The organism is Janthinobacterium sp. GMG2, from assembly GCF_033949445.1.
Lineage (GTDB): Bacteria > Pseudomonadota > Gammaproteobacteria > Burkholderiales > Burkholderiaceae_D > Janthinobacterium > Janthinobacterium aestuarii.
In genome coordinates this window covers 523,057-547,781 of record NZ_JAXAWA010000002.1, presented here as the reverse complement: position 1 = coordinate 547,781, position 24,725 = coordinate 523,057, and the positions used below count along the sequence as shown (strand labels likewise).

Annotated in this window: 23 protein-coding genes; 8 read left to right on the top strand and 15 right to left on the bottom strand. The window is 64.8% G+C overall.

The genetic code is table 11. From position 1 onward, the window contains the following. Positions 1–217 precede the first annotated feature (217 nt). The 4 genes from SKZ59_RS08490 to SKZ59_RS08475 all read left to right on the top strand — a co-directional run bounded on the left by SKZ59_RS08490 (position 218) and on the right by SKZ59_RS08475 (position 5,513). Positions 218–976, top strand: coding sequence for an alpha/beta fold hydrolase (locus SKZ59_RS08490; RefSeq protein ID WP_319991392.1), 759 nt, complete (start codon positions 218–220; stop codon positions 974–976). 8 nt (positions 977–984) lie between these two features. After that, complete coding sequence (locus SKZ59_RS08485; protein ID WP_319991391.1) at positions 985–1,470, top strand: dihydrofolate reductase; 486 nt, start codon at positions 985–987, stop codon at positions 1,468–1,470. Between the two features lie 238 nt (positions 1,471–1,708). Continuing rightward, positions 1,709–3,973 carry an arginine/lysine/ornithine decarboxylase gene (locus tag SKZ59_RS08480; protein ID WP_034755510.1) on the top strand — a complete coding sequence of 755 codons (2,265 nt, stop codon included), beginning with the start codon at positions 1,709–1,711 and terminating at the stop codon, positions 3,971–3,973. Positions 3,974–4,133: 160 nt separating this feature from the next. Then, positions 4,134–5,513 (top strand): sigma-54-dependent transcriptional regulator, encoded by a 1,380-nt coding sequence (locus SKZ59_RS08475; RefSeq protein ID WP_319991390.1) that lies wholly within the window; start codon positions 4,134–4,136, stop codon positions 5,511–5,513. Positions 5,514–5,519: 6 nt separating this feature from the next. Here SKZ59_RS08475 and SKZ59_RS08470 read toward each other — a convergent pair whose 3' ends face one another. From SKZ59_RS08470 to SKZ59_RS08435, 8 genes are all read right to left on the bottom strand, one after another. Continuing rightward, entirely contained in the window at positions 5,520–6,248 is a 729-nt protein-coding gene (locus tag SKZ59_RS08470; protein ID WP_319991389.1) for an amidohydrolase family protein, read from the bottom strand. 9 nt (positions 6,249–6,257) lie between these two features. Further along, positions 6,258–6,908 carry a hypothetical protein gene (locus SKZ59_RS08465; protein WP_319991388.1) on the bottom strand — a complete coding sequence of 217 codons (651 nt, stop codon included), beginning with the start codon at positions 6,906–6,908 and terminating at the stop codon, positions 6,258–6,260. 34 nt (positions 6,909–6,942) lie between these two features. Then, positions 6,943–7,848, bottom strand: a complete 906-nt coding sequence (locus SKZ59_RS08460; RefSeq protein ID WP_319991387.1) for a GIY-YIG nuclease family protein — start codon at positions 7,846–7,848, stop codon at positions 6,943–6,945. Further along, the gene (locus SKZ59_RS08455) at positions 7,832–8,860 is read right to left on the bottom strand and encodes an aminotransferase class I/II-fold pyridoxal phosphate-dependent enzyme (protein WP_319991386.1); all 1,029 of its coding nucleotides are present in this window, start codon (positions 8,858–8,860) and stop codon (positions 7,832–7,834) included. Before SKZ59_RS08455 ends, SKZ59_RS08460 begins: the two co-directional genes overlap by 17 nt. Before the next feature lie 20 nt (positions 8,861–8,880). Then, positions 8,881–11,043: a hypothetical protein gene (locus SKZ59_RS08450; protein ID WP_319991385.1), complete on the bottom strand. Its 2,163-nt coding sequence runs from the start codon at positions 11,041–11,043 to the stop codon at positions 8,881–8,883. A 10-nt stretch (positions 11,044–11,053) separates the two neighbouring features. Beyond that, on the bottom strand, positions 11,054–12,409 hold the full coding sequence (locus tag SKZ59_RS08445; protein WP_319991384.1) for a hypothetical protein: 1,356 nt from the start codon (positions 12,407–12,409) through the stop codon (positions 11,054–11,056). Positions 12,410–12,413: 4 nt separating this feature from the next. Continuing rightward, the gene (locus SKZ59_RS08440) at positions 12,414–13,148 is read right to left on the bottom strand and encodes a hypothetical protein (RefSeq protein ID WP_083292652.1); all 735 of its coding nucleotides are present in this window, start codon (positions 13,146–13,148) and stop codon (positions 12,414–12,416) included. Between the two features lie 74 nt (positions 13,149–13,222). Next, positions 13,223–13,789 (bottom strand): hypothetical protein, encoded by a 567-nt coding sequence (locus tag SKZ59_RS08435; protein ID WP_219329886.1) that lies wholly within the window; start codon positions 13,787–13,789, stop codon positions 13,223–13,225. Positions 13,790–14,207: 418 nt separating this feature from the next. Here SKZ59_RS08435 and SKZ59_RS08430 point away from each other — a divergent pair, with 418 nt between their 5' ends. Both SKZ59_RS08430 and SKZ59_RS08425 read left to right on the top strand, forming a co-directional pair. Further along, positions 14,208–16,013, top strand: coding sequence for a DUF1800 domain-containing protein (locus tag SKZ59_RS08430; RefSeq protein ID WP_319991383.1), 1,806 nt, complete (start codon positions 14,208–14,210; stop codon positions 16,011–16,013). Between the two features lie 10 nt (positions 16,014–16,023). Continuing rightward, a complete protein-coding gene (locus SKZ59_RS08425; protein ID WP_319991382.1) occupies positions 16,024–17,463 on the top strand; it encodes a DUF1501 domain-containing protein in 1,440 nt (479 codons plus the stop codon). Here the strand turns inward: SKZ59_RS08425 and SKZ59_RS08420 are convergent. Continuing rightward, on the bottom strand, positions 17,460–18,308 hold the full coding sequence (locus SKZ59_RS08420) for an intradiol ring-cleavage dioxygenase (protein WP_319991381.1): 849 nt from the start codon (positions 18,306–18,308) through the stop codon (positions 17,460–17,462). The genes SKZ59_RS08425 and SKZ59_RS08420 overlap by 4 nt on opposite strands. 131 nt (positions 18,309–18,439) lie before the next feature. Beyond that, the gene (locus SKZ59_RS08415; protein ID WP_319991380.1) at positions 18,440–18,718 is read right to left on the bottom strand and encodes a hypothetical protein; all 279 of its coding nucleotides are present in this window, start codon (positions 18,716–18,718) and stop codon (positions 18,440–18,442) included. Positions 18,719–18,911: 193 nt separating this feature from the next. Here SKZ59_RS08415 and SKZ59_RS08410 point away from each other — a divergent pair, with 193 nt between their 5' ends. Beyond that, positions 18,912–19,601, top strand: a complete 690-nt coding sequence (locus tag SKZ59_RS08410) for a response regulator transcription factor (protein ID WP_034755491.1) — start codon at positions 18,912–18,914, stop codon at positions 19,599–19,601. Positions 19,602–19,603: 2 nt separating this feature from the next. Further along, on the top strand, positions 19,604–21,082 hold the full coding sequence (locus SKZ59_RS08405) for an ATP-binding protein (protein ID WP_070302761.1): 1,479 nt from the start codon (positions 19,604–19,606) through the stop codon (positions 21,080–21,082). A gap of 39 nt (positions 21,083–21,121) precedes the next feature. Here the strand turns inward: SKZ59_RS08405 and SKZ59_RS08400 are convergent, their stop codons facing one another. The 5 genes from SKZ59_RS08400 to SKZ59_RS08380 all read right to left on the bottom strand — a co-directional run bounded on the left by SKZ59_RS08400 (position 21,122) and on the right by SKZ59_RS08380 (position 24,637). After that, positions 21,122–21,463 (bottom strand): FlxA-like family protein, encoded by a 342-nt coding sequence (locus SKZ59_RS08400; RefSeq protein ID WP_319991379.1) that lies wholly within the window; start codon positions 21,461–21,463, stop codon positions 21,122–21,124. A 122-nt stretch (positions 21,464–21,585) separates the two neighbouring features. Beyond that, on the bottom strand, positions 21,586–22,155 hold the full coding sequence (dcd, locus tag SKZ59_RS08395; RefSeq protein WP_034755486.1) for a dCTP deaminase: 570 nt from the start codon (positions 22,153–22,155) through the stop codon (positions 21,586–21,588). Positions 22,156–22,288: 133 nt separating this feature from the next. Continuing rightward, positions 22,289–23,089, bottom strand: a complete 801-nt coding sequence (locus SKZ59_RS08390; RefSeq protein ID WP_319991378.1) for an alpha/beta hydrolase — start codon at positions 23,087–23,089, stop codon at positions 22,289–22,291. A gap of 58 nt (positions 23,090–23,147) precedes the next feature. Further along, a complete protein-coding gene (locus SKZ59_RS08385) occupies positions 23,148–23,843 on the bottom strand; it encodes an HAD family phosphatase (RefSeq protein WP_319991377.1) in 696 nt (231 codons plus the stop codon). A gap of 32 nt (positions 23,844–23,875) precedes the next feature. After that, positions 23,876–24,637 (bottom strand): sulfite exporter TauE/SafE family protein, encoded by a 762-nt coding sequence (locus SKZ59_RS08380; protein ID WP_319991376.1) that lies wholly within the window; start codon positions 24,635–24,637, stop codon positions 23,876–23,878. Positions 24,638–24,725 lie beyond the last annotated feature (88 nt).

The window sequence follows — 24,725 nt, the reverse complement described above, 5'->3', positions numbered from 1 at the left end:
GTGTTTCCTCTTTGTATAATTAGTGGGTTGCATTCGGTGTTTCAGGTCACGTCGCCGGTACCCTGGCTTGATGAGCCATGAGCCTACCATAAAGTGGCTGCTTGCCAGCCGCGCACTATTGAAAATAATGCCATGCAGAAAATACCATGCCGCTGCCCCAATATGCAAAATGACGGATAATGCCGCTCGACAAAAATTTTCCCAACCAAGCTTGCCCTTGAACAATACCAAGATACGGCTCGACTGCATCCCCGGCACGCTGTGCGACAAACGCCTGTGGTCGCGCCTGGCCCCAGCCCTGGACGGCGCCTTTGATCTGCGGCACGTGCCCCTGCACGAGGCGCGCACGCGCACGCAGATGCAGGCACTGATCGCCAGCCACAGCGCCCAACAGGCCCATCTGGTGGGCTTTTCGCTGGGCGCCTATCTGGCGCTCGAATACGCGCTGGCGCACCCGCAGCGTGTCCAGTCCCTTACTTTGATCGCCAATTCCGCCAAAGGTTTGCTGCCGGCGGAAATCGAAGCGCGCCAGCGCATCGTCGCCATGCTCGAACGCAATGCCTATGCGGGCATCACGCGCCAGCGCCTGCGCGAACTGCTGCATCCCGCGCACTTGCAGGACACCGGCATCACGGGCCTGATCCAGCAGATGGGTCTGTACCTGGGCAAGGACGTGCTGCTGGCGCAATTCATCACCACCATCGATCGCCCGGACCTGATGGCGCGCTTGCCGGAACTCGATTTTCCCGTGCTGATCGTGGGTGCCGAAGACGACAAGCTCGTCAATCCCGACGACCTGCGCGCCATGGCCGCCCGCCTGCCGCAGGCCACCCTGCACCTGCTGAAAGAGAACACCGGCCACATGATTCCGCTGGAGGCGCCGGGACCGCTGGCCGGCGCCATGCGTGCGCATCTGGAGGCAGCGGGCAATTTCAACGATAATGGCGGGCATCGGGCATCGCCCCCACCACTTTGACAGAACCAATGAGCCATCTGACCATCATCGTCGCCACCGACCAGCAAGGCGGCATCGGCATCGACAACACCCTGCCGTGGAAATTGCCGGAAGACATGGCGCGTTTCAAGCGCTTGACGACGGGCCATCCCGTCCTCATGGGCCGCAAGACCTTCGATTCCATCGGCCGTCCGCTGCCGAACCGCCGCAACATCGTCATCTCGCGTAATCCCGACTGGCGCCATGAGGGCGTGGAAGCGGTATCGTCGGTGGAAGCGGCCATCGCCCTGCTCGACGGCGCCGAAGGTTACGTCATCGGCGGCGCGGAAATCTACAAGCAGTCACTGCCCCTGACACAGCGTTTGCTCGTCACGGAAATCGGCCAGACATTTGACTGCGACGCGTTTTTCCCCGCCGTTGACCATGCCGTGTGGCAAGAGACCGCGCGTGTAGCGCATGTTTCGGAGAAATCCGGCCTGCCTTACGCCTTTGTCACGCTGGAACGCAAAGCCTGATAAGGTTGAGAATTATGGCCAGAATGTTGCTGTAATACCCCTGTCACACCCGTGCGTCACGCTAGCGTACGCTTGTGACGCTTTACTACGATATTTTTTTCCCGCAGAGGCCGCATTTCTGCGAGAATCCCGTTCTTATTTTTTTTCTGCGGCTGCCGGCTAGTATCACCGCCTGAGGTCGCGCCCTAGTCCGCCCCTTCACATCTGTCAGGGGCGGCTTGCTTTTTTGGAGACATGCATGAAATTTCGTTTCCCTATCGTCATCATTGACGAGGATTTCCGTTCTGAAAATACGTCCGGCCTGGGCATTCGCGCCCTTGCCGCCGCAATGGAAAAAGAAGGCATGGAAGTGCTGGGCGTGACCAGCTACGGCGATTTGTCGCAATTTGCCCAGCAACAATCGCGCGCGTCAGCCTTCGTGCTGTCGATCGACGATGAAGAATTCGGCGGCGGTTCCATCGAGGAAACCGACCACGCCTTGAAATCGCTGCGCGCCTTCGTCGAGGAAATCCGCTACAAGAATGCCGACATCCCCATTTATCTGTACGGCGAAACGCGTACCTCGCGCCATATCCCCAACGATATCCTGCGCGAACTGCACGGTTTCATCCACATGTTCGAAGATACGCCGGAATTCGTCGCACGCCACATCATCCGCGAAGCGAAATCCTATCTGGACGGCCTGTCGCCGCCGTTCTTCCGCGCGCTGGTGCACTACGCCAACGACGGTTCCTACTCGTGGCACTGCCCCGGCCACTCGGGCGGCGTGGCCTTCCTGAAGTCGCCGATCGGCCAGATGTTCCACCAGTTCTTCGGTGAAAACATGCTGCGTGCCGACGTCTGCAACGCCGTCGAAGAACTGGGCCAGCTGCTCGACCATACGGGTCCTGTCGCCGCGTCCGAGCGCAATGCGGCGCGCATCTTCAATGCAGACCATTGCTATTTCGTCACCAACGGCACGTCGACCTCGAACAAGATGGTGTGGCACTCGACCGTGGCGCCAGGCGACATCGTCGTCGTCGACCGCAATTGCCACAAGTCGATCCTGCATTCGATCATCATGTGCGGCGCGATTCCCGTGTTCCTGATGCCGACGCGCAATCACCTGGGCATCATCGGCCCTATCCCGCTGCATGAATTCACGCCGGAAAGCATTGCCCGCAAGATCGAGGCGAACCCGTTCGCACGCGAAGCGAAGAACAAGAAGCCGCGCATTCTGACCATCACGCAATCGACCTACGATGGCGTGATCTACAACGTGGAAACCCTGCGCGAAATGCTGGACGGCAAGATCGACACCCTGCACTTCGACGAAGCATGGCTGCCGCACGCCACCTTCCACGATTTCTACAAGAATATGCACGCCATCGGCAAGGACCGTCCGCGTGCCAAGGAATCGATGATCTTCTCGACCCAGTCCACGCACAAATTGCTGGCCGGCCTGTCGCAGGCATCGCAAATCCTCGTGCGCGAATCGGACACGGTCAAGCTGGACCAGGACGCCTTCAACGAGGCTTACCTGATGCACACCTCGACGTCGCCGCAGTATTCCATCATCGCCTCGTGCGACGTGGCCGCGGCCATGATGGAAGCGCCAGGCGGGACGGCCCTGGTGGAAGAGTCGATCATGGAAGCGCTCGATTTCCGCCGCGCCATGAAGAAGATCGACCAGGAATGGGGCCAGGACTGGTGGTTCCAGGTCTGGGGTCCGTCCAGCTTCAACGACGAAGGCATGGGCCAGCAGGAAGACTGGATGATACGCGCCGAGGATGACTGGCACGGCTTCGGCGACCTCGCTCCCGGCTTCAACATGCTCGACCCGATCAAGGCGACCATCGTCAACCCGGGCCTGTCGCTGGACGGCCAGTTCGGCGACACGGGCATCCCCGCGTCCATCGTCACCAAGTACCTGGCCGAGCACGGCGTCATCATTGAAAAATGCGGCCTGTACTCGTTCTTCATCATGTTTACGATCGGCATCACCAAGGGCCGCTGGAATACCCTGCTGACCGCGTTGCAGCAGTTCAAGGACGACTACGACAAGAACCAGCCGATGTGGCGCATCCTGCCGGAATTCGCGGCGGCCAACCCACGCTACGAAAAAATGGGTTTGCGCGACCTGTGCCAGCAGATCCACGATTTCTACAAGGCCTACGACGTGGCGCGTCTGACGACGGAAATGTATCTGTCGGACATGATTCCGGCCATGAAGCCGTCGGACGCCTTCGCCAAGATGGCGCACCGCGAAATCGAGCGCGTGGCCATCGACGAACTGGAAGGCCGCATCACGTCCATCCTGCTGACGCCGTATCCGCCGGGCATTCCGCTCCTGATCCCCGGCGAGCGCTTCAACAAGACCATCGTCGACTACCTGCGCTTCGCGCGCGACTTCAACGAGCGCTTCCCAGGCTTCGAAACGGATGTGCATGGTCTCGTGAAACGCGAAGTCGATGGCAAGCGCGGATATTTTGTTGATTGCGTGAAATTGGATGAGAACGTCTAAAGACGTTGACGTTCGTTGAACTTCATTAAATAGCGCCGCCTGATGCAAATCAGGCGGCGTTTTTCATTTGATGCACTACCGCGCACGCTTGCGCCAGATCAAACGGCTGGGGTATCGGGCTTCTAAGATGGGCCACTCGTGCCCTCGTGATGGCTGGCATATGACGCTCAAGGTGTGGCTGGAAATCGTGCAGCAGGCGGCGGCTGGCAGTGGCGCCTTGCTGATGACGGCCTTGAAGCAGGCTCAGGTAACTGTCGCCCGGCGGCACGATGGCGAGGAAGATGGGGCGGGCATCGTCCTGTTTGCCGAGGCCAATGCCGCGCTGCTGCAAGCGCTGCCAGCACTGTGCCGCCATGCCTCCGTGCTGGCCATTGCCGCCTGCGGCCAGCCTCCCAGCTGCGCGCAAAAGCGTGCCCTGCTGGCGGCCGGCGCGCTCGATGTGCTGCTGTGGCCGGCCGGTAGCATCGATGCGGGCCAGGTGCTGGCGCGCCTGCAGCGCTGGCAGGCCGTAGCGCAGCTGCTGGCGTCCGGCGCCGTGCGCCAGCAGCTGGTGGGCGAGAGCGCGGCCTGGACCGCCTTGCTGCACCAGGTGGTGGAAATGGCCGCCTTCAGCCAGGCGTCGATGCTGATCACGGGCGAGACGGGCACGGGCAAGGATTTACTGGCGCAACTGGTCCACCGCCTCGGCAACTGCAGCGGCGACTTCACCATCCTCGACTGCACCACCCTGTCGCCGGACCTGGCCGGCAGCGAACTGTTCGGCCATGAACGGGGCGCTTTTACAGGCGCGGCGGCCGCGCGCGATGGCGCTTTCGCCCTGGCCGACGGCGGCGTGCTGTTTCTCGACGAAGTGGGCGAACTGCCGCTGCCCTTGCAGGCGCAGCTGCTGCGCGCCATCCAGGAGCGCAAATACAAGCGCGTGGGCGGCAATACCTGGCAACCGACCCAGTTTCGCCTCGTTTGCGCCACCAACCGCGAACTGGAACATGAGGTGGCGCGCGGCGCCTTCCGCGCCGACCTGTATTACCGCATCGCCGGCTGGCGCTGCCAAACGCCGCCCCTGCGCGAGCGCCAGGACGACATCCTGCCGCTGGCCCGGCATTTCCTCGCCGAGCTGGCGCAGCGCCCTCCGCCCGCGCTGGACGCGGCCGTGCGCGAATACCTGCTGCTGCGCGACTATCCGGGCAATGTGCGCGAGTTGCGCCAGACCGTCACGCGCATCTGGCACCGCCATTGCGGCCCCGGCCCCATCACCATCGGCGCCCTGCCGCCCGACGAACGGCTGCTGGCGCCGCTCTGGCCTGACCAGTATTTCGAAGCGGCCGTGCGGCGGGCCCTGGCCCAGGGCTGCAAGCTGTCGCACATCACGCGTTGCGCCACCGACGTGGCCATCCGCCTCGTGCTGGCCGAGGAACACGGCAATAACCAGCGCGCCGCCGCCCGCCTGGGCGTGACCGACCGCGCCCTGCAGATACGCCGCAAGGCGGCTACCTGCGCGGAGCAAGCCGCTACTGCCGCGACACCGCCGGCTGTCTTTTGATCTGCCTCAAGCCAGCCGCGCCAGCCGCAAAAAATTGCCGCCCGTGATCAACGCCGCATCGAGCGGCGGCAATCCCAGCAACTCGATCTTGTGCAATTCCAGTCCCGGATGCAGCCACGGACCGTCCGAGCCGAACAGGACCTTGTGCGGCCCCGCGCGGCGCACGGCCTGCTGCAGCAAGTCGAAGCGGCGCACGCCCGAGCTGTCCGTATGGATATTCGGATGGCGCACAAGGTGGTCGATCAGCGCCAGCTGCGCCGCCCAGTCGTCGCCAAAGCTGCCCAGGTGCGGCAGGATGAAATTGACGTCGGGATACTGCTGCGCCAGCAGCTCGGCCACGGCCACCTCGCCGGCCGGGTCGTACAGCACGGGCAAGCCGAAGAAGCGCGCAGCCTCGCACAGTTCGCCGCTGATGCGAGAGTCAAGCCGGTGCGCCTTGATGCCGACAAAGCCGTAACGCTCGACGGCCGTGCGCACCAGGTCCTGGATGCGGCCCCGGTCGCGCCGCGCATGCACGAAGGCAAAGCCGTAAAACCGCTGCGGATTGGAGGCGACCAGGCGCGCCACGCCATGGTTGGCGATGGCGTAATCGGAGTGGAAGGTGGCGAACAGCACGCTGCGGGCGATGCCGGCCGCCTGCGCGCGGCGCAAGTAGGCCTGCAGCGGCGCATCGCTGTCCCACGGCCCGCTCAAGCCGTCGCCCGGACCCGCATGGCAGTGGCAATCGATGATCATCGTGCCGCGCTATTGCCAGTCGCCCATGACGACGATGCGGTTGCCGCGCCGGCGCCAGCGTCCGCTTTCATCTTCCTGCTGCGGCGCAGGCGAGCGGAAGTGCGGCAATTGCTGGTGCAGGGCCCGCGTCAGCGCGCTTTCCACGGCGCGCGTGCTGCCATCGCTGTCACCGGCCAGGCGCGCCGCCTGTCCCGCGATGCGCACGAAGCGGCGCGCCAGCTCCAGTTCACGGTCGGCCGGCGCTGCGTTCTCCATTTCCAGCTCCAGCGCATTGCTGGCCGCACGCCCCAGGGCCGACCCGAGCGCCGTGCCCACACCCGGTATCGGGATCATCGAACCGAGGGCGCCGCCGACAAAGGGCAAGGCCGTCTTGGCCACGGCCTTCAAGGCGCCGCCCAAGGGCTTGGCCACCTTGGCGATGGTAGCGCCCACTTTCTTGACGCCCTTCCACACGCTCTTGAAGACATTGCCGAGAAACTGCTCCAGTTCCTCCTCGCTGGCCACTTCCAGCAACTCCATGGCCAGTTGCAGTTCTTCCTCTTCGCTGAAGACGGCCGGCGCGCGGCCCTTGCCGGGCCAGTCCCGGCCGAATTCCAGCACTTCAAACGCGGCGCCGGCCCGCTGCCGGCATTGCCCGCATTCACATTCGAGTTGGTGCATGATGCTCTCCTTCGTAGTCATCAAGGTGCTGGAGTCAGCCCCACATTTCGCCCAGCACGGCCATTTCCAGTTCGCGCCGCTGGTTCGTCAACACGCCGCGCCGGTGGGTAAACATGTCGCTGTGGATACCCTTTTCCAGAATGCGCCGCTGTGCGGCCGACGATAGCGGCGCTACATAGACGTCATGCGCGCTCATGTCGATGCCCATCATCTTGCCGCACAGGTGGTGCTGTTTCAGGCGCCGCCGCAAATCGTCGGTCTGGCCGCTGTAGGCGCGCCGGCCATCCTTGGTGTTGAACTCGATCACATACAGGCCCGGCCCCGTGGCGTTCGCATCGTTGACGGCCTGCGGAATCGCGCCCACCGCCTGGTAGCGCAAGGCGGCCGCTCCCGGTACGCGGCCCAGGGTGGACGCCAGGATGGGCGGCACTTCGCCCTGCATCTGGCCGTCATCCTGGTCCGGGTTTTGATCCGCTCCTTGATCCTGCCCCTGGTCTTGGTCTTGATACTGGCCCGTATCCTGATACGGCGCCGGCTCCTGCTGGCCGCCGAACACGGGATACGGCGCCGGATAAATGGTGGGATAGATGGCGCCATAGCCGCCCCAGCCCCGGTAGCGCGGCGGATACGGCAAGGGCGGCGGCGGATACCGGGGTGGCCGGCGCCCCTGGCCCTGGTAGCGTGGCGGCGCGGGACGGCGCGGGCCCCGCAGCGGCGGCCTCGCACGCAGGCCGCCACCGCGCATGGCGCCGCGTCCACCGCCAGGGCGCGCACGCTCGCCTTCCCATTCGCTCTCCCATTCACCTTCCCATTCGCCCTCGTCCTCCCCCTCTTGCGTCCCTTCTTGCGACCACTCCTGCGACCATTCCCCCAGCCACTCCTGCTCGCCGGCCGCTCCCGCCTGTCCCCCAAAGGGCAGCATTTCAAACGCTTCGTTCATATCGCCTCCTCGTATGATGTTCAAGCAAGTTCATTGCCTGTTCCAGTTGCCGGGGCGTCTGATCGGCCCGCAGCAGAAAAGTCAGCGCGCCGCGACCTTCCCCCGCTTGCGCCAGCGCCAGCACGCCCGCGGCGCGCAAGGTTGGCTGCAAATGGGCGCGCCCGGGCAGGCGCTGCACGGGAAAGCTGCCGCCCCGGCAAGCGATGCCGGCCGCCGCCATTCCCGCCCGCCATTGCGCCACCCTGTCCGCCAGCTTGGCGCGCAAGGTGTCGCCATGGCGCGCGTTGAGCGCCAGCGCCCGCCGCGCCGCCGCCAGCACGGCCGCCGAGGGTGGACTGGCATGCACGCGCGTCTGGCTGTGCGCCGCGAATCGCCGCAGCAGCTTGCGGCTGCCGGCCAGCACGGCCAGCGGCACGCCGAATCCCTTGGCCAGCGAGGCGCCGATGATCAGCGACTCCCCTTGCAAGCCATGCAGCCGCGCCGAGCCGCCGCCCCGTGTACCCATCACGCCCAGCACCTGCGTGTCGTCGAGCAGCAGATAACCGCCGCCTTGGCGCGCCAGCGTCGCATAGCCGGCCAGCGGCAAGACCTGTTCGCTGCCCGGCACATAGCCATCGGCCAGTATCAATGGACGCCGCCCTTGCCTGCCCCAGGCCGCCACCAGTTGCCGCAGCGCCACCATCTCGCCGCTGGGAAACACTTGCTGCGGCAAGCCCAGGGCCTGCGCCCGCTCGGCGCCCCAGCGCGCGATGGCGTAGCTGCCGCCATCGACAAGGATCACCAGCCGCTCGGCAGCCAGTATGCCGAACAGGTCCCAGAACAGGTGCAGGGTCGACGGCAGCACACAGGCCGCTTCGCAGCCTTGCAGAGCCGCCAGATCCGCGGCCAGGGCCGGCGCGCCGGGCAGCTCCTGCAGCGCCGCCGGCTGGCCCAGGGTCAGGCTGCTCCACGGCGCCAGCGCGGCCGCCGGATGGCGCATGCCCAGATACAGGGCACTGGAAAAGTCGAGCATGCACGCGCCCCGCTCCCGCCCTAGACGCTGCGCAGCTGCTGGCTCAGGCGCTGGCGCAGCAACACCGAGGGCATCGTCGATTCGACCACCGGGTCGCTGCTGTCGACGGACAGGTCGACCCCGGTGGCGGCACGGTAGCCGTGGATATAGCCCTGCACTTGCGGGCGCCAGAAACGCGCCCAGTTGAACGCCTGGGTCGGCTCATAAATGTCGCTCCAGTTGCCGTAGCGCACGGAGAGCAGCAATTGCTCGCCAAAGATGGCCAGGTTACGGAAATGCATCACGCTGGTATCCGTCCAGCCCTGCAGTTTCTTCATGGCGTCAACCCTGTCCATCCACGGTTCCGGATACGCGACCATCACACGCGTCGGTAAAAATTCACGGAATTCGGGACGCGCCAGCATCCACTGCTGCATCAGCATCTCGATGCGCGCCGTCGACGGCAAGTCGCCGAACTGGTTGTGCGCGCCCTGCGACAGGATCAGGTGGATTTCTTTCAAGGCATTGAGCACGGGGAAGGCGTCGGCCTTCACGGTGGTGTCGTCGTCCTGCTTGTAGAACGAAGTCAGCAGGCGCAGCAAGTGGTGGAACGCTTCCAGGAATTTGGAGCGGCTATCGGCTGGCCGGAAGTGCTGCACTGCCTTGCCGTCCAGGCGCACACCGTAGTGATGGTCATACTCATAGTTCCGGCGCATCACGGTCAGCCGATGCTGTTCATCCTGCGTGTATCCCCACAGCAAATTATTCAGCGGACGCAGCATGTCGATTTCCGTGTTCGACAGGGGATCGAGATGGTTGCCCGGCGCGCGCAGGTTCTGGAATCGTTGCGCGATGGCGTTCATGGTTTGCACCAGCATGCCCTCTTCATGCCAGTACGACCAGATCAGTTCCAGCAGGCAAGGATTGGCCAGCTTTTCCTGGATGATGCCAAAGCACAGGTCGACTTCGCCTTCCTGGCCGCGCGGGATGCTGATGGGAATGTCGGGCAGCTTGCGGCGGATCACGGCCAGGTAGGGCAAGGTCTGGAAGCCGTCGATGTTTTCCAGGTAGTCATTGCGCAGCACGGTTTCCAGGTCACGCCCCTGGGGGATGTCGCGCCGGTCCAGGTAAGCGTTGTCTTCGGCCGGATTGAAGGCCAGCGGCTGGTTCAGCACGCCGCAATTGACCATCACGAACGCTTCCGTCGCCACTTTCAGCACGCGGTAGGAATCGGCATCGGAAAACGGCAGCGCGCGGCGCTGCTTGAGCTGCTGGAACATCTCCGTCTTTTTGACGAAGCGTTCCTGCTCGAAGCCGCGCACGCTGGCCAGGTCGCCGCAAAACAGGCTGTCCATGAAATGCAGGTAATTTGTAAACGACATCGCCTCGGTGCTGTTGCGTATCAAGGTCCACAGCGGCAAGTCTTCCGTCGGCTCCGTTTCCGTGCGCGTCAGCGACACGCCCACATTGCCCGAGATCGGTTGCGGCTGGCGCTCTTCCGTCTCGTATTCCGCATCCAGCGCCAGCATGGCGTTCGGGCTCAGCCCTTCCGGCACGGGCAAGGCGCTGCGCAGTTCGGGCCGCTGCGACAGCATCATCTGCCCCATGAAGCGGTGCATGCCGGCGCGCCGTACGGGTGTGGAAAAGGCGTTTGCCGCCCCGCGCAGGGGTACCCAGGGCGCGGCGGCCAGCACCTGCACCTGGTCGCGCCCGTCGGCGCTTTGATCGCCGTCAAACGAGATCGTGGCCACGGCGCGGTCGCCCACCCTGCCGAAATGGCAGTCGCTGGGATGGCAGTCGGCCGTTTCAAACGCCAGCGTCACCTGCGGATTGAGTTGGGGCGTGAAGCACAGCACGGCGCTGCAGCCGGCCTGCACCGTCACGCACTGGGGCGGCGTGGCGGGGAAATTGCCATACACCCCCACGTAGCTGCCAGTCGCCAAGTCGGTAAACACGGTGCCGCCACGCCCGTCCGTCCAGCGCACACCCACCAGCATGGCGGGGTCGGGTACCCAGGTGGCGGCATTGAACAGATGGCAGTCCGCCTCGGCTCCCCGGTACAGGCTGATGGCGGCATTGACGACCATGGCCCCGCTGTCCTGCTCGTGCACGGTGACAGCGATGCTGCCGCCGTGGTGTTTCGGACCCACCTGGCCCGCCCCCCTGTTCTTGCCACCCATATTGCTGCTCATCTTGCTGCTCATGTCATTCTCCTCAATGGATAATCAAACGGGATGCCAGGGGCGGCAGCGGCCTGCCGGACTGGCGGCCATGCCGCACGACATCGGCGCACAGCTCCGACGTGTCCAGGGTGCTGCGCAGGGCCCAGTGGGTCAGCAAACGCCCCAGCAGCTCGCTTTCGTCTTCCGGGCTCAAGGTGCCGCTGGCGCGCGCCTGGCCCAGCACGGCGAAGACCAGGGTCGGCGCGGCCTGGTACATCTGCGCCGGCGCCAGGGTCCAGCTGCGCAACAGCTGCGCCAGCATGGCCGGCTGGCGTGTGCGCACGGCCATGGCTTCGGCCAGCGAGCCGCCGCGCAAGGCCGGCGGCCGGTGCTGCACCAGCAAGCCCACGAGGGCCTCCATGCTGGCCTGCAACTGCTCCAGCAGCCGCTGCCGGGCCGGCGGCAGACCAGCCAGCGGGTAGTACGACAGCCACAGCTGCTCCAGGCGGTCCCATTGCGGATGCGGATACAGAGCCCGCCCCATGGCGCAGCTCAGGCGTACCCGCAGCCATGGCACCGGGTGGGGATCGTCGATATTGAGGCGGAAGACAAACACGCGCGGCAGGCTGACCACGCCGATCAGGCCCAGGGTGGCGGCCACGCCGACCCGCGCCAGCGACCAGAAATCGGCCACGATCTCGGAAATCCACCGTTCCCACAGCTGCCACACGTGCACGGCACCGCTGCCGCCGTGCTGCATGGCTTGCAGCACGGGCCGCAAGGATGCCACCAGGTCCAGCAGCGCCGCGCCCTGGTGGCCTACCTCGTGCACGAGCGACGAGGCGATGCTGCTGCCGATCATGCGTTCGCGCGGCAGGCGGATGATGGCGACGGGATTGTCGCCGCCTCCCGGCAGGCGCGTGCGCGCGCGGCGGATGGCCGCGCCCGGACCCCGGTCCAGGTAGCAGATCACGGGCGGCGCCTGGTACACATTGCCGGGCAGCGCCAGCGCGTCGGCGGCAACGATGTCGAGGCCGGCCAGCCACACACCCGTCTTGTGCTCGCTGCGCTGCGTGATGACTTCGTTGAACAGGTCGAACTGGGTCAGCGCGGCATTGAATTTCAGGCGCAGGAAGGTGAAGCGGCGCTGTGCCTCGGCGGCCGTGGCCATGCTGGCGCCGTCGGCGTGCTCGCGCCGCAGCCACCACTGGAACTGGGCCACCATGCGCCGCAAGGCGCGCCGGCCCTGCACCAGCTGGCTTTCGATGGCCGACTGGGCGCTGGGCATCAGGGCGGCCGCCAGCACCGTCGGCTCGATCAGCGCGAACGGTTCCAGCCGCGCCAGCCGCGTCAGCAGCGAGCGCGCCTCCTGCGCCAGCATCCAGGCTGCGTAAGCGCCGATGGCCATGATGTCAGACGCCGTACAGGACGATTTTGTGGCCCTGGCGCGCCCAGCGCCCGCTGGCCGGGCGCATGCCGCCCTGACCCTGGCCGCGTCCGCCCCCCTGCGTCATGCCGCCACCCGCACCGGCGCCGCTGCCGCCCTGCGTAGCGACCTGGCTGCCGGGGCGTCCCAGCAGGCCGGGCGCGAACTGGCGCGCCGCCGCGCTGGCGGCCGCCTGGGCGATGGCGCGCGGGTCGCCCGCACCGCGTGCCTGCGCGGCGCGGTTGACGGTGTCGGCGGCCAGGCGCACGAACTGCTTGGCGCCCTCGAATTCGCGGTCCTCATTCGACGACGCTTCCGCTTCCAGCCCCAGCGCGTTGCCGGCGGCCGAAGCGAGGCCACTGCCGATCTTGGCCCCCAGCGGGCCGCCGAAATAGCCGCCGATGGCGCCACCGGCCAGGGGGATGGCTTTTTTCGCTACGCCCTTGAGCACGCCGCCGATCGCTTGCCCCACGGGCGACTTGATGATGCCGCCCGCCACCGAGGCGGCCTTGCGCAGGAAATTGCCGAGAAACTGTTCCAGCTCGGCTTCATTGCTGACCGACAGCAGTTCATTCGCCAGTTCCATTTCCTCGGTCTCGGAAAACATGGCGTTCGCGCCCCCCTCGCCGCTCCACTCGCCCTGGCCAAACTCGAACTGTTCCGCTTCAAAGCCGGACATCTCCTGCCCGTATTCCAGGGTCGTACGATCTAAGTCATGCATGATGAGCTCCTAAAAGTTAGCACCTTGGTTGAGACCTCAGTTGACACTACAGCGCCGGACAGATGGCCGTCCGGCTAACAATCGAGCACGACGATGTGCCCGCCCTCGCGGCGCCAGCGGCCACCGTCCCGCACCGGCGTTTGCGCCGCCTGCCTGAGCAGGCCTGGCGCCACGCCGCGTGCCACTTGCAACAGGGCCGTTTCCACCCGCGCCCTGGGCGTGCGCGCGCCCGTGCCGCCGTCCTGCGCCAGCGCCGTATTGACGGCATCGATCAGATGCACGACCTGGCGCGCCAGTTCGAATTCCTTGTCTTCCGGGCTCAGTCCTTCCAGTTCCATGCCGAAGATGCCGGCGGCGCGCCGCTTGAGCGCCTGCGACGAACCGCCATGCAGGGGCAGCAGGGGCGCCACCACCTTGCCCAGCAACTGACGCAGCGGCCCTTCCAGCGGCGTGCCGCGCACTTGCTGGCCCGCGGCCGTGGCGCCCAGCTGGCGCGCCAGAAAAGCATCGAACTGGGCCGGCGCCTGCAATTCCAGCAACTGCGCCGCCAGTGCCAGTTCATCTTCCTGCTGCAAAGGCAGCGTGCCCGGTGCTTCAGGCAATTCCATTTCGGGACGATAGGCGAGCAGACGGCTGGTCATGGCAGGCTCCGGCAAAACACAAGGGAAGGCACGCGGCCCATGCCCTGTTATCGCAAGGGCCGTGCCAGCAAGGACAAGGGAAAAGGAGGAGGAAGCGGCGAACGGCGTTTCGCCGATAGCGTAAAAACCATGGTTTCCGGCGAAGCTGTTTTCGCTCTGTCCATGAGCTTTCAAACAAGCTTAATTCGATGAAATTGATTACGTCGTCTATCCACCACAGTGGCTGCGATCGGCAAAAAATATTTTTTATTTTCAAACAGTAAAGTTCGCTCTACAGCATCAAAACCAGCCGTAACACCACGCCAACGTCCGGCAACTGAAAACGTGGCCAACACGTAAATAGTTAATTGAAAACAGGATTTTGGTAGCTAAGGCCTACAATTAACGGGCTAGAATTTTATTGCCTGAAAGAAACTGAATGACTGACCCTACTTTGCGCCGTTTGCTGGCCATCACATTGTTCAGCCTGCTTTCCGCCTGCGGCGGTGGCGGCGACAGCAAAACCAGCTCCACCCAGAACTCGAACGTCTCGGCCGTGTCGCCAGCGACCACCGCCCCCGGCGATACGGCGGCCCCCGGCAGCACGACGGGCGATACCATCCCGCCACCGCCCCTGACCACGCCCCCAGCCAGCCGGACGGCCGTCACCTTCACGCGCCAGGAAGCGTCGCGTTTCCTGGGCCGCGCCACGTTCGGGCCGAATATGGCCGCCATCGATGCGCTGGCCGCCAGCGACAGCGAGGCCTGGTTCCGCGCACAGTTTTCCAAGCCGCAAACCTTGCACCGGAAATATATCGACGCCATGCTGGCGGCGCAGGCGGCAGGCGGGCAAGCGGTCGGCTTTACGGGGATGTATGAAACGTTCTGGCAGCAGGGCATCCGCGGCGAGGATCAATTGCGCCAGCGCATGGCCTTTGCCCTGTCCGAAATCTTCGTCATTTCAATGCAGAACGAGTCCGTGCGCCCAAGAGTGCGTGGCGTGGCCAGTTACTACGACATGCTGGGCCAGCATGCTTTTGGCAACTTCCGCAATCTGCTGGAAGGCGTGGCCCTGCATCCGATGATGGGACTGTACCTGTCCCACCTGCGCAACCAGAAGGAATCGGCGACGCGCACGCCCGATGAAAACTTCGCCCGCGAAGTGATGCAGCTGTTTACCATCGGCCTGTACCAGTTGAATGGGGATGGCAGCCTGAAACTGTCCGGTGGCAAGCCCATCGATACCTACACGCACGATGATGTGGCGGGCCTGGCTCGCGTCTTTACGGGCTGGAGCTGGGCCGGTCCGGACCAGAGCGACGCGCGCTTCTATGCCAGCACTACCGACCCCGACCGTGACTGGAAGCCGATGCAGAACTACGCGGCCTTTCATTCCAGCGGCGACAAGCGCTTCCTGGGCCAGAGCATTTCCGGCGCCAGCAGCGGCCAGGCCGACCTGAAACTGGCGCTCGACACCCTGTTCAACCATCCGAATACGGGGCCGTTCTTTGCCCGCCAGCTGATCCAGCGCCTGGTCAGCAGCAATCCCAGCGCCGCCTACGTGGGCCGTGTGGCAGCCGTGTTTGCCAACAATGGCAGCGGCGTGCGCGGCGACATGCAAGCCGTCATCCGCGCCGTGCTGCTCGATCCGGAGGCGCTGGCCCCAGGCGGCACCACCCTGCGCACGGGCAAGCTGCGCGAGCCGCTGATGCGCCTGGCTGGCTGGATGCGCGCCTTCGATGCCAAGCCGACCAGTGGCCGCTACAACCTGTATTACCTCGACGACCCATTGAGCGGCCTGGGCCAGAGTCCCTTGAATCCGCCCTCCGTGTTCAGTTTTTTCCGCCCCGGTTATACGCCGCCCAACTCCACCCTGGCCGGCGCGGGCCTGGTGGCGCCGGAACTGCAGATCACGGCAGAGCCATCGGTGACCGGCTATCTGAACTTCATGCAGGAAGCCATCAATAGCGGCGTGGGCGACGGCCGCGATATCAAGCCCGACTACACGCGCGAACTGGCGCTGGCCGCCGACCCGGGAGCCCTGCTCGACCGCATCAACCTGCTCCTGATGCATGGCAGCATGCCCGCCAGGCTGCGCGGGCAAATCCTGACCGCCGTCAATGGCGTCAGCATCCCTGCGGCCACGGCCAGCAATGCCTCCCAGGTAGCCGCCGCCCAGGCCAGCCGCGTCAAGCTGGCCATTTTCCTGACCATGGCCTCGCCGGCCTACCTGGTACAAAAGTAAGAGCGATCACATGCAAAACACCCCATTTTCCCGCCGCCGCTTCCTCGGCTCCATGCTGAGCCTGGCCGGCACCACGGCCGCCCCCTTCGCCCTGAACCTTGCCGCCATGGGCAACGCCGCCGCGCAATCGGCCGGCGACTACAAGGCCATGGTCTGCCTGTTCATGGCAGGCGGCAACGACGCCTTCAACACGGTGCTGGCCACCGATCCCACCTCGTGGGCTGAATACACGCGCCTGCGCAACACGGGCGGCGGCGATTCCATCCATCTGCCCGATGTGGGCCAGACGGGCGGCGTCTTGCCCATCGTGCCCGCCACCGCGCAAACGGGCCGCGCCTTCGCCCTGCATCCCCAGTTGGCGCCCCTGAAAGGCCTTTTCGACAATGGCCGCGCCGCCATCGTGGCCAATGTGGGCACGCTGATCCAGCCGGCCACCCTGGCGCAGTACAAGGCAGGCAGCGTGGCCTTGCCACCCAAGCTGTTTTCGCACAACGACCAGCAATCGACGTGGCAGTCGGGTTCGCCGGAAGGCGCCACCGTGGGCTGGGGCGGCCGGGTGGCCGACGTGGCCGGCTCGCTGAATACAAATGCCATGTTTACGGCCATTTCCGCTGCGGGCAATACCGTCTTCCTCAGCGGGCGCCAGGTGCGCCAGTTCCAGGTGGGCCAGGCAGGCGCCGTGCCCATCCGTGGCATGAGCGGCAGCCTGTATGGCAGCACGGGCGGCGCGGGCGCGCTGCAAGCCATCATCAACGAGGCGGGCAGCGACCTGATCGAACAGGAACACGTGGCCGTCGTGCAGCGCGCCATTTCCAGCCAGAGCGTACTGAGCGGCGCCATGCTGGTGGCCGGCACGGGCGGCGTGCCCAATCCGCCGCCCTACATCAATCCGAACACGGGCGCGTCCGGCGTCAATCCGCTGGCCGTACAATTGCAGACGGTGGCGCGCATCATCGGCGGGCGCGGCGCCCTGGGGGCAAAACGGCAAGTGTTTTATGTGACCCTGGGCAGCTTCGACACGCATGACCGGCAAAAAGTGCTGCATGGCGACCTGATGGCGCGTCTGGCCCATGCGCTCGCATACTTCGACACAACCCTGGCAGCTCTGCAGGGTGTGGATCTGCGGCGCCAGGTGACGACGTTTACGGCGTCGGACTTCGGCCGCACCTTCAGCAGCAACGGCGATGGCACGGATCACGGCTGGGGCGCCCACCACTTTGTCGTGGGCGGTGCCGTGAAGGGCCGCGACATCTACGGCGCCTTCCCCGTCACGGGCGTCGGCCATGCGCTCGACGTCGGTTCCGGCGCCCTGCTGCCGACCACGTCCGTCGACCAGTACGGCGCCACCCTGGCCAAATGGTTCGGCGTGGCCGACAGCCAGCTGGCCGAGGTGTTCCCGAACATCGGCAACTTCAGCCGGCGCGACCTGGGTTTCATGACGGTGACTTAACCGTTCACGGCGATCACCAGGGTGGCGACGTAGCCATCGGTGGCATTGCCCGTCACCGTGGCCATCTGCAGGCGGGTGCCGTCGCTAAAAACGTTGTCGCTCGCATAGCTGATCTGCGCCAGGTTGCGCACGCTGGCCGTGTAGCCGCTGGCCGCGTAGGCCTCGTTCAAGGTTGCCATCGGGAACGTGAATTGCGAGGTCTTGATGCGGTTCGAGGCAGAGGCCGCCCTGGCCAGGCTCGGGTAGACCTCAAGATGCACGTGCGGCATGCGTCCCGCGTAACAGCCGGGAAAGATGGTCGTAAAGCTGAGGTTGCCAGTACTGTCCGTTTCCTGCACGCCGCGCAGGTAATTTTGCGCCGTGACGCCGCTCGAATACAGCGAATACAGACCGTCGCGGTCGCAATGCCACAGATACACGGCGTAGCCGGCCAGGCTGGCGCAGCCGCCGCTGGCGTTGAGCAGCTGCAATTCGATGGTCAGTGGCACGCCCGCCGCCACACCGGTGGCGCCATTGAAACTGGCGCGGATATCGCCGCGCACGACGCCCGACTGGCTCAGCACGTTGATGATGCTGCCGCCATGCGTGTTCGTGCCATCGGCCGGATAGGGCCCGCCCGTTTCTTCGGGGATCACCGTGCAGGCGCCCGTGGCGGGTGTCGCCAGCGTGCCCGCGCTGGCGCCGTTGCCGGCCGCCGTGGTGCCGGCGTCCGAACCGCCGCCGCAACTGATCAAAGGCAAGGTGGCGGCGCCGGCCAGCAGCCAGCGCAGCACTTGCCGCCGTTCAGCCGCCTGCCGGCGCATCATTTCGAGGTCGGATGCCAGACCGTGATCATGTAATTCCATATATATTCCATCAAATGGGGCAAGCCCGCCAAGGCGGGGCTCAGGCTGGCGCACAGGTACAACACCTGCGTGGCCCGTCGCGAAAGCGCCTGGATGCGCATGCTGGCTCTCCCTGTCCTCGCGCCTGCCGCTTACTCAGCGCGCTCAAGGTGGCGCGGGCCCGGGCGGCCGTCGTGCAGCTGCTGCGCCTGCTGGCGCTGTTCCGGCGTCAGCACGGCCAGCAATTGCTGCTCGAGACGCGCCTGGGCATAGGTGGCGGCGAAAATCTTGTCCTGCTGCGCTTCGTTCAACTCGATGCCATGCAGAAACGGCGGCAAGCCGGGCGGCGGCCCTGGCTCGGCCAGCGCCAGCAAGGGCATGCTGCAGGCGGACAACAGCAACAGGGATAGCATGATGCTCAGGTATTTCATCGGGATTTCCTTTCGTGGCGGTCAGCCCTGATTGTCGTCGTCTGGCGTGTAAAGCAACGTCAGGGCCGCGTAAAAGCGCGTAAAGGAAGGGCAGAAAATGTAAGCGGACGTGTGTAAAAGCGGGTAAAACCGCCGTGAGCAACCTCTGTTGGCTGCTATCATCGGACGATATTCACCCGAAAAAAGCACAGGCATGAGCAAGGTTTTGTTAATCGATGACGATGTGGAACTGGTCGGCATGTTCCAGGAATACCTGACGCAGGAAGGTTTCGACGCGCGCGCCGTGCATGACGGCGAAAGCGGCGCGGCCGAAGCGCTGACGGGCCTGTACGCGATCGCCATCCTCGACGTCATGATGCCGCGCATGAATGGCCTGGAAACCCTGCGCCGCATCCGCGCCGGCAGCAACCTGCCCATCCTGATGCTGACGGCGCGCGGCGACGATACGGACCGCATCGTTGGCCTGGAGCTGGGCGCCGACGATTACGTGACAAAACCGTGCACGCCGCGCGAGCTGACGGCGCGCATCCGCGCCATCCTGCGCCGCGCCCAAGCGGCGCCGCACGATGCGTCGGGCCTGGCGCCGCTGACCGTGGGGCAACTGACGATGTGGCCCGAACAGCGCCGCGTTTCCTGGGCCGGCGCGCACCTGGAGCTGACGAGCACGGAATTCAATTTGCTGGAAGTGCTGGTGCGCCATGCGGGCAAGCCCGTGAGCAAGAATCAATTGTCGGAACTGGGTCTGGGACGGCCCATGGCCCGCTTCGACCGCAATATTGACGTGCACTTGAGCAGCCTGCGCCGCAAGCTCGGCAGCCTGGCCGACGGCCGTTCCTGCCTGCAGACCGTGTACCGCCTCGGCTACCAGCTGATCAAGGAGTAAGCGTGGGCCGTTTGTTCTGGAAGTTTTTTCTGTGCATCATGCTGGCGCAAGTGACGGCCACCATCGGCATCGGCGGCACCTTCTGGCTGAAAAACCGGGCCGCGCAGCAGGAGCGGGCCCTCGACATCGACACCAGTCCGCCCGCGCAAATGATCATCGAGGCCGCCAGCGCCACCCTGGAAGCGGGTGGCAGCCAGGCCTTGCGGCAATTCCTCGGCAAGCTCGAACGCATGCGCGTATTTGCCGTCGATGCCAAAGGACAAGAATTGATGGGCCGCACAGTGCATGCCACCATGCTGGCCAAGGCGCGCGCCATGCTGGGACAGGGAGAGGGCCAGGCCCATCCCGTCGTGCGCGACGCGGCCGGCAGCGACGGCAAGCGCTACCTGCTGTTCCTGCCCTCGTCCGAACGCTTCCGCAATGCCGAGGCGGGCGCCGCGCGCGACACGCTGAACGCCGTCGCCATGAGCGGCCCGCGCGCCATGGGACCCGGTCCGCAGCCCAACGCAGCGGGCGCGCCGCCGCTACGCGGCGAATTCAGCCGCGGCCCGCCCCCGCGCATGGACACGCCCTACCGCACCTTTATTCCCCTGGCCGCCGCCATCGCCGCCAGCCTGCTGTTCTCTTTCCTGCTGGCCTGGTATTTTGCGCGCCCCATCCGCGACTTGCGGCAGGCGTTCGAGGCCGCCTCGCAGGGCAACCTGGCGCCGCGCTTTCAGGCCAACGGCAAGCGCGGCGATGAATTGACGGACCTGGGCCGCGATTTCGACCGCATGACGGGCCGCTTGCGCAACCTCATAGATAGCCAGACGCGCCTGCTGCATGACGTATCGCACGAACTGCGCTCGCCGCTGGCCCGCTTGCAGGCCGCCATCGGCCTGGCGCACCAGCAGCCGGAAAAGATGGCTGCCTCGATGCAGCGCATCGAACGCGAAAGCGAACGCATGGATAAACTGATCGGTGAGTTGCTGACCCTGTCGCGGCTGGAAGCCGGGGCCGGGCACACGCACAGCGAAGACGTCGGCATCGCCGACCTCGTGCACGACATCGTGGACGACGCCCGCTATGAAGCGCGGGCGCGCCAGCTGGACATCGCGCTGGCGGGCGACGCGGCCATGGCCGACGCCAGCGTCACGGGCCAGCCCGAATTGCTGGCGCGCGCCGTGGAAAACGTCGTGCGCAATGCCATCAAGCACAGCCCCGATGGCGGCACGGTGGAAGTGGATCTGTCGCGCCAGACCGGCTGGCTGCGCATCGCCGTGCTGGACCGGGGACCCGGCGTGGCCAGCGCCGATCTGGCCCGCATCTTTGAACCGTTCTTCCGCGCCAGCAATACCCAACACAGCACGGATGGCCACGGCCTGGGCCTGGCCATCGCCCAGCACGTCATCAGCGCCCATGGCGGCCGCATCGGGGCCAGCTTGCGCAGCGGTGGCGGCTTGTGCGTGGAAATGCTGTTGCCCGTCAAAACGCCAGGCTGACCTGTCGGCGAGCCTGGCGTCTTATTTGTGGATGTGCTGTTAGGCCTGCATATCGATGATGCTGCCCAGGGTCGACGCGCTTGACCTGGCCGGGCTGGCCGCCGCCTCGGCGCTGCTGGCCGTCTGAGCATCCTGTTGCGCCGCCTGTTGTGCGGCCGCCGCTTGCAACTGAGCAATCTGCGCCTGCAAGGCCTGGATTTGCTGCGCCAGCTGCTGCTGCAGCTTTTGCGACGCCTCCGTCTGCTCGCCCTTCTGCGATTCCGCCAATTGCTTTTGCGCCGCCGTGATCTGCTTTTGCAGCACCGCGATCTGCGAGCCGCTGCCCGCACTGGCGCTACCGGCCGCGCCGACTGCGCCGCCCGAACCGATTGCCGCTACCATACTGCCTCCTCAGTGTTTCGATACCAAGGTTAACGGCAGGCATGGGGCGCGGAACTAGTGCGGCCGGTGTAAAGGCAGGTAAAGGCAGGTAAAGAAGGCGGTCACCCCGCCCTGTGCCGCAATCAGGTCTTCGGCAATGTCACCCCGACCTGGCCCTGGTATTTGCCGCCACGATCCTTGTACGACGTTTCGCACACTTCATCGGACTCGAAGAACAGCACTTGCGCCACGCCTTCGTTGGCGTAGATTTTGGCCGGCAGCGGTGTCGTGTTGGAAAACTCCAGCGTCACATAGCCTTCCCATTCCGGTTCGAACGGGGTGACGTTGACGATGATGCCGCAGCGCGCATAGGTACTCTTGCCCAGGCAAATCGTCAGCACGTTGCGGGGAATGCGGAAATATTCCACGGTACGGGCCAGCGCAAACGAGTTCGGCGGGATGATGCAATAGCCCTTGCCCGACACGTCGACGAAATTGTTCGCGTCAAAATCCTTGGGGTCGACAATGGTCGTGTTGATGTTGGTGAACAACTTGAACTCGTCGGCGCAGCGGATGTCATAGCCATAGCTGGACGTGCCGTAGGACACGATGCGGTTGCCGTCGCGTTCCTTGACCTGGCCCGGTTCGAACGGCTCGATCATGCCCGTTGTTTCCGCCATGCGGCGTATCCATTTATCGCTTTTAATCGTCATCGCAGGGGTATCTTTCTAGAATATCGGAATGGCTGGGGCCGCACATCTGGTGCAGGCGCGGCCCGGATGGCAGGATTTTACGCGAAAATCTACCGCTGTTGGCCCCCATCCCCTGAAAATCCTCGGCGATATTCTATTGTTTCGCCAGCAATGCCGTGATCATCTCGCGCACCACTTGCGCCGTCAGCTCGGGGTTTTCCATGGGAAACAGATGGCCGCCCGGCACCTGGCGGAAAAACTTGCCGACCAGCTTGCGCGTGGCCGTCAAGCCCGCCTGGCGGCATTCCACCGATTCCGTGCCGCCAATAAAGCCGATGGGTACTGGAAAACCGTCCTTGACGAGGCCGCCGATATGGTGCGGCAAGCTGCGATACACCTGCGTTTCCACTTCCCGCGTAAAGCGCAGCTGCACCCCTTCCGGATGAGGAACCAGCCCGCTGTCGATGTAGTCGCGCAATACCTGCGGCGCCCAGATGGCGAACATGTCCTTGGCCGCGAAGTGCTCATACGCGGCTTGCGCATCGGGCCACAGCTTGCGCCGCCTGGCGGAAAAACGCGATGGAGAGAAGCGCTCGCCCAGCGCCGTGTTGCGCGCCAGCCGCACCAGCAAGGCGCGCCAGCCCGCCACCACGGGCGAATCGAGCAAGACCACGCAGCGCACGAGGTCGGGCCGCTGCTTGGCCACCATCACGCTGAGCATGCCGCCGAGCGAGTGGCCGACGAGGATCACGGGGCCGCTGTAGCGGCGCTCGAGGTCGTCGATATACTCGCGCACCAGTTCGGGCCAGCCCGTGCTGACGGGGTATGCGGGGTCGTGCGCATGCATGTCGAGCGCCTGCACGGTGTAGTGCTGGCCCAGCAAGCCGAACAGCTTGCGGTAGGTGCCGGCAGGATAGCTGTTGGCGTGGGCAAAGTGCAGTTGCGGAAGGGTCATCGTGGGGCGGTGCCGGTGAATGCGATAGGCAATTGTAATGGCATGCCAGCAAGACGGATCAGAGGAAGGCCTCTAATTGCCCGTGCGCCGGCGCCATGCCGGGCACGAACGAAGCCAGCACTTCGCCCAGCTCGGCCATCGATTCGACTACACAGAATGCCCCATCAAATGCATGCTCGCGGTTCATGTGATTGCGCACGATGATGCATTCCAGCCCGGCCGCATTGGCGGCGCGCAAGCCGCGCGGCGAGTCTTCCACGGCCACGCAGTCGGCGGCGGCCAGGCCCAGTCGCTGCAAGCCCAGCTCGTAGCCGTCGGGCGCCGGCTTGCTCTCGCCGTACATTTCACGCGTCAGCACGAAGTCGAAGTGCTTCAACAAGCCCGTGGCCGCATGGCTGATCCGGAAATGCTGTTCGTAGGCGCTGGTGACCACGCCCATGGCCACGTGCGGACGCAGCGCCGCCAGTACTTGCCCGATGCCGGGCATGGCCAGCCGGCGTGCCTGGCGCAGGCGTTCGGCAAACAGCACCGTGCGCTCGGCCCGCAGGCGCTCGACCAGTTCGATCTCGTGGCCCTGCCCCAGCAGCAGGTGCCAGGCGCCGTAGTTATTGTCCAGGAACCAGTCAAAGAATTGCTTTGGCGTCAGGTCTATGCCGTAAGGCAAGAGCAAATCGCGGTTGCTTTCGTAAAACAGCTGTTCGGTATCGACCAGCACGCCATCGTTGTCCCACAGCACGCCCTGGATGGTTTTCATGGCTTGTTGTCGCTCTTGTTATCTATCAAAACTTACTTGAAGAAGATGTCGTAGGACAACTTGACGATCAGCAGCACCAGCAGCACGAGGAAGAGGATGCGCACGAAGGCGGCGCCGCGACGCACGGCGATCCAGGTGCCCGTCAGCGCGCCCAGGATATTGCATACGGCCATCGGTGCGGCCACCGCATACACCACGTGGCCGGCGGGAATGAAGAAGGCCAGCGCGGCCACGTTGGTGGCGATATTCACCAGCTTCGAGCAGGCCGAGGCAAGGATGAAATCGAAGCCGAAGACGCGGATGAACAGGAAAATCAAAAAGCTGCCCGTACTTGGCCCGAACAGGCCGTCATAAAAGCCGATGGCGCCGCCGATGACGATGGCCAGGATGCGTTCGCGCGGACCGATGGGACGCGCTTCGCGGGTCGTGCCGAAATCCTTCTTGATGAAGGTGTAGATGGCCATGATGATGATCAGCACCAGCACCATCGGGCGCACCACTTGTTGCGGCACGTAGGACACGGCGGCCGCGCCGATGAAGGACATGACAAAGGCGCTGGCCACGGCCGGCAGCACCAGCAGCCACGGGATATGTACCTTGCCGACAAACGAGCGGGCGGCAAACGTGGTGCCGCAGGCGGACGCCAGTTTATTCGTGCCCAGCAAGGACGTCGAGGCCATGTTCGGCATCAGGTTGAACAGGGCCGGCAGCTGTATCAGCCCGCCCCCACCTACGGCGGCGTCGATCAGGCCGGCAAAGAAGGCAAATAAACACAGCAGCGAGATGGTCAGCATGATAGGCAATATGGAATGATCGACAGCGGCAGTATAGGCGCCGTGGATTTTTTCCGATGCAACTTCAAATTGCGGAAAACGCAATCAG

What these genes read in the sequence shown, in the direction of transcription:
- SKZ59_RS08485 (WP_319991391.1), top strand. Translation starts at nt 985, where the DNA reads ATGAGCCATCTGACCATCATCGTCGCCACCGACCAGCAAGGCGGCATC.
- SKZ59_RS08480 (WP_034755510.1), top strand. Translation starts at nt 1,709, where the DNA reads ATGAAATTTCGTTTCCCTATCGTCATCATTGACGAGGATTTCCGTTCT.
- SKZ59_RS08475 (WP_319991390.1), top strand. Translation starts at nt 4,134, where the DNA reads ATGACGCTCAAGGTGTGGCTGGAAATCGTGCAGCAGGCGGCGGCTGGC.
- SKZ59_RS08470 (WP_319991389.1), bottom strand. Translation starts at nt 6,248, where the DNA reads ATGATCATCGATTGCCACTGCCATGCGGGTCCGGGCGACGGCTTGAGC.
- SKZ59_RS08465 (WP_319991388.1), bottom strand. Translation starts at nt 6,908, where the DNA reads ATGCACCAACTCGAATGTGAATGCGGGCAATGCCGGCAGCGGGCCGGC.
- SKZ59_RS08460 (WP_319991387.1), bottom strand. Translation starts at nt 7,848, where the DNA reads ATGAACGAAGCGTTTGAAATGCTGCCCTTTGGGGGACAGGCGGGAGCG.
- SKZ59_RS08455 (WP_319991386.1), bottom strand. Translation starts at nt 8,860, where the DNA reads ATGCTCGACTTTTCCAGTGCCCTGTATCTGGGCATGCGCCATCCGGCG.
- SKZ59_RS08450 (WP_319991385.1), bottom strand. Translation starts at nt 11,043, where the DNA reads ATGAGCAGCAAGATGAGCAGCAATATGGGTGGCAAGAACAGGGGGGCG.
- SKZ59_RS08445 (WP_319991384.1), bottom strand. Translation starts at nt 12,409, where the DNA reads ATGGCCATCGGCGCTTACGCAGCCTGGATGCTGGCGCAGGAGGCGCGC.
- SKZ59_RS08440 (WP_083292652.1), bottom strand. Translation starts at nt 13,148, where the DNA reads ATGCATGACTTAGATCGTACGACCCTGGAATACGGGCAGGAGATGTCC.
- SKZ59_RS08435 (WP_219329886.1), bottom strand. Translation starts at nt 13,789, where the DNA reads ATGACCAGCCGTCTGCTCGCCTATCGTCCCGAAATGGAATTGCCTGAA.
- SKZ59_RS08430 (WP_319991383.1), top strand. Translation starts at nt 14,208, where the DNA reads ATGACTGACCCTACTTTGCGCCGTTTGCTGGCCATCACATTGTTCAGC.
- SKZ59_RS08425 (WP_319991382.1), top strand. Translation starts at nt 16,024, where the DNA reads ATGCAAAACACCCCATTTTCCCGCCGCCGCTTCCTCGGCTCCATGCTG.
- SKZ59_RS08420 (WP_319991381.1), bottom strand. Translation starts at nt 18,308, where the DNA reads ATGGAATTACATGATCACGGTCTGGCATCCGACCTCGAAATGATGCGC.
- SKZ59_RS08415 (WP_319991380.1), bottom strand. Translation starts at nt 18,718, where the DNA reads ATGAAATACCTGAGCATCATGCTATCCCTGTTGCTGTTGTCCGCCTGC.
- SKZ59_RS08410 (WP_034755491.1), top strand. Translation starts at nt 18,912, where the DNA reads ATGAGCAAGGTTTTGTTAATCGATGACGATGTGGAACTGGTCGGCATG.
- SKZ59_RS08400 (WP_319991379.1), bottom strand. Translation starts at nt 21,463, where the DNA reads ATGGTAGCGGCAATCGGTTCGGGCGGCGCAGTCGGCGCGGCCGGTAGC.
- dcd (WP_034755486.1), bottom strand. Translation starts at nt 22,155, where the DNA reads ATGACGATTAAAAGCGATAAATGGATACGCCGCATGGCGGAAACAACG.
- SKZ59_RS08390 (WP_319991378.1), bottom strand. Translation starts at nt 23,089, where the DNA reads ATGACCCTTCCGCAACTGCACTTTGCCCACGCCAACAGCTATCCTGCC.
- SKZ59_RS08385 (WP_319991377.1), bottom strand. Translation starts at nt 23,843, where the DNA reads ATGAAAACCATCCAGGGCGTGCTGTGGGACAACGATGGCGTGCTGGTC.
- SKZ59_RS08380 (WP_319991376.1), bottom strand. Translation starts at nt 24,637, where the DNA reads ATGCTGACCATCTCGCTGCTGTGTTTATTTGCCTTCTTTGCCGGCCTG.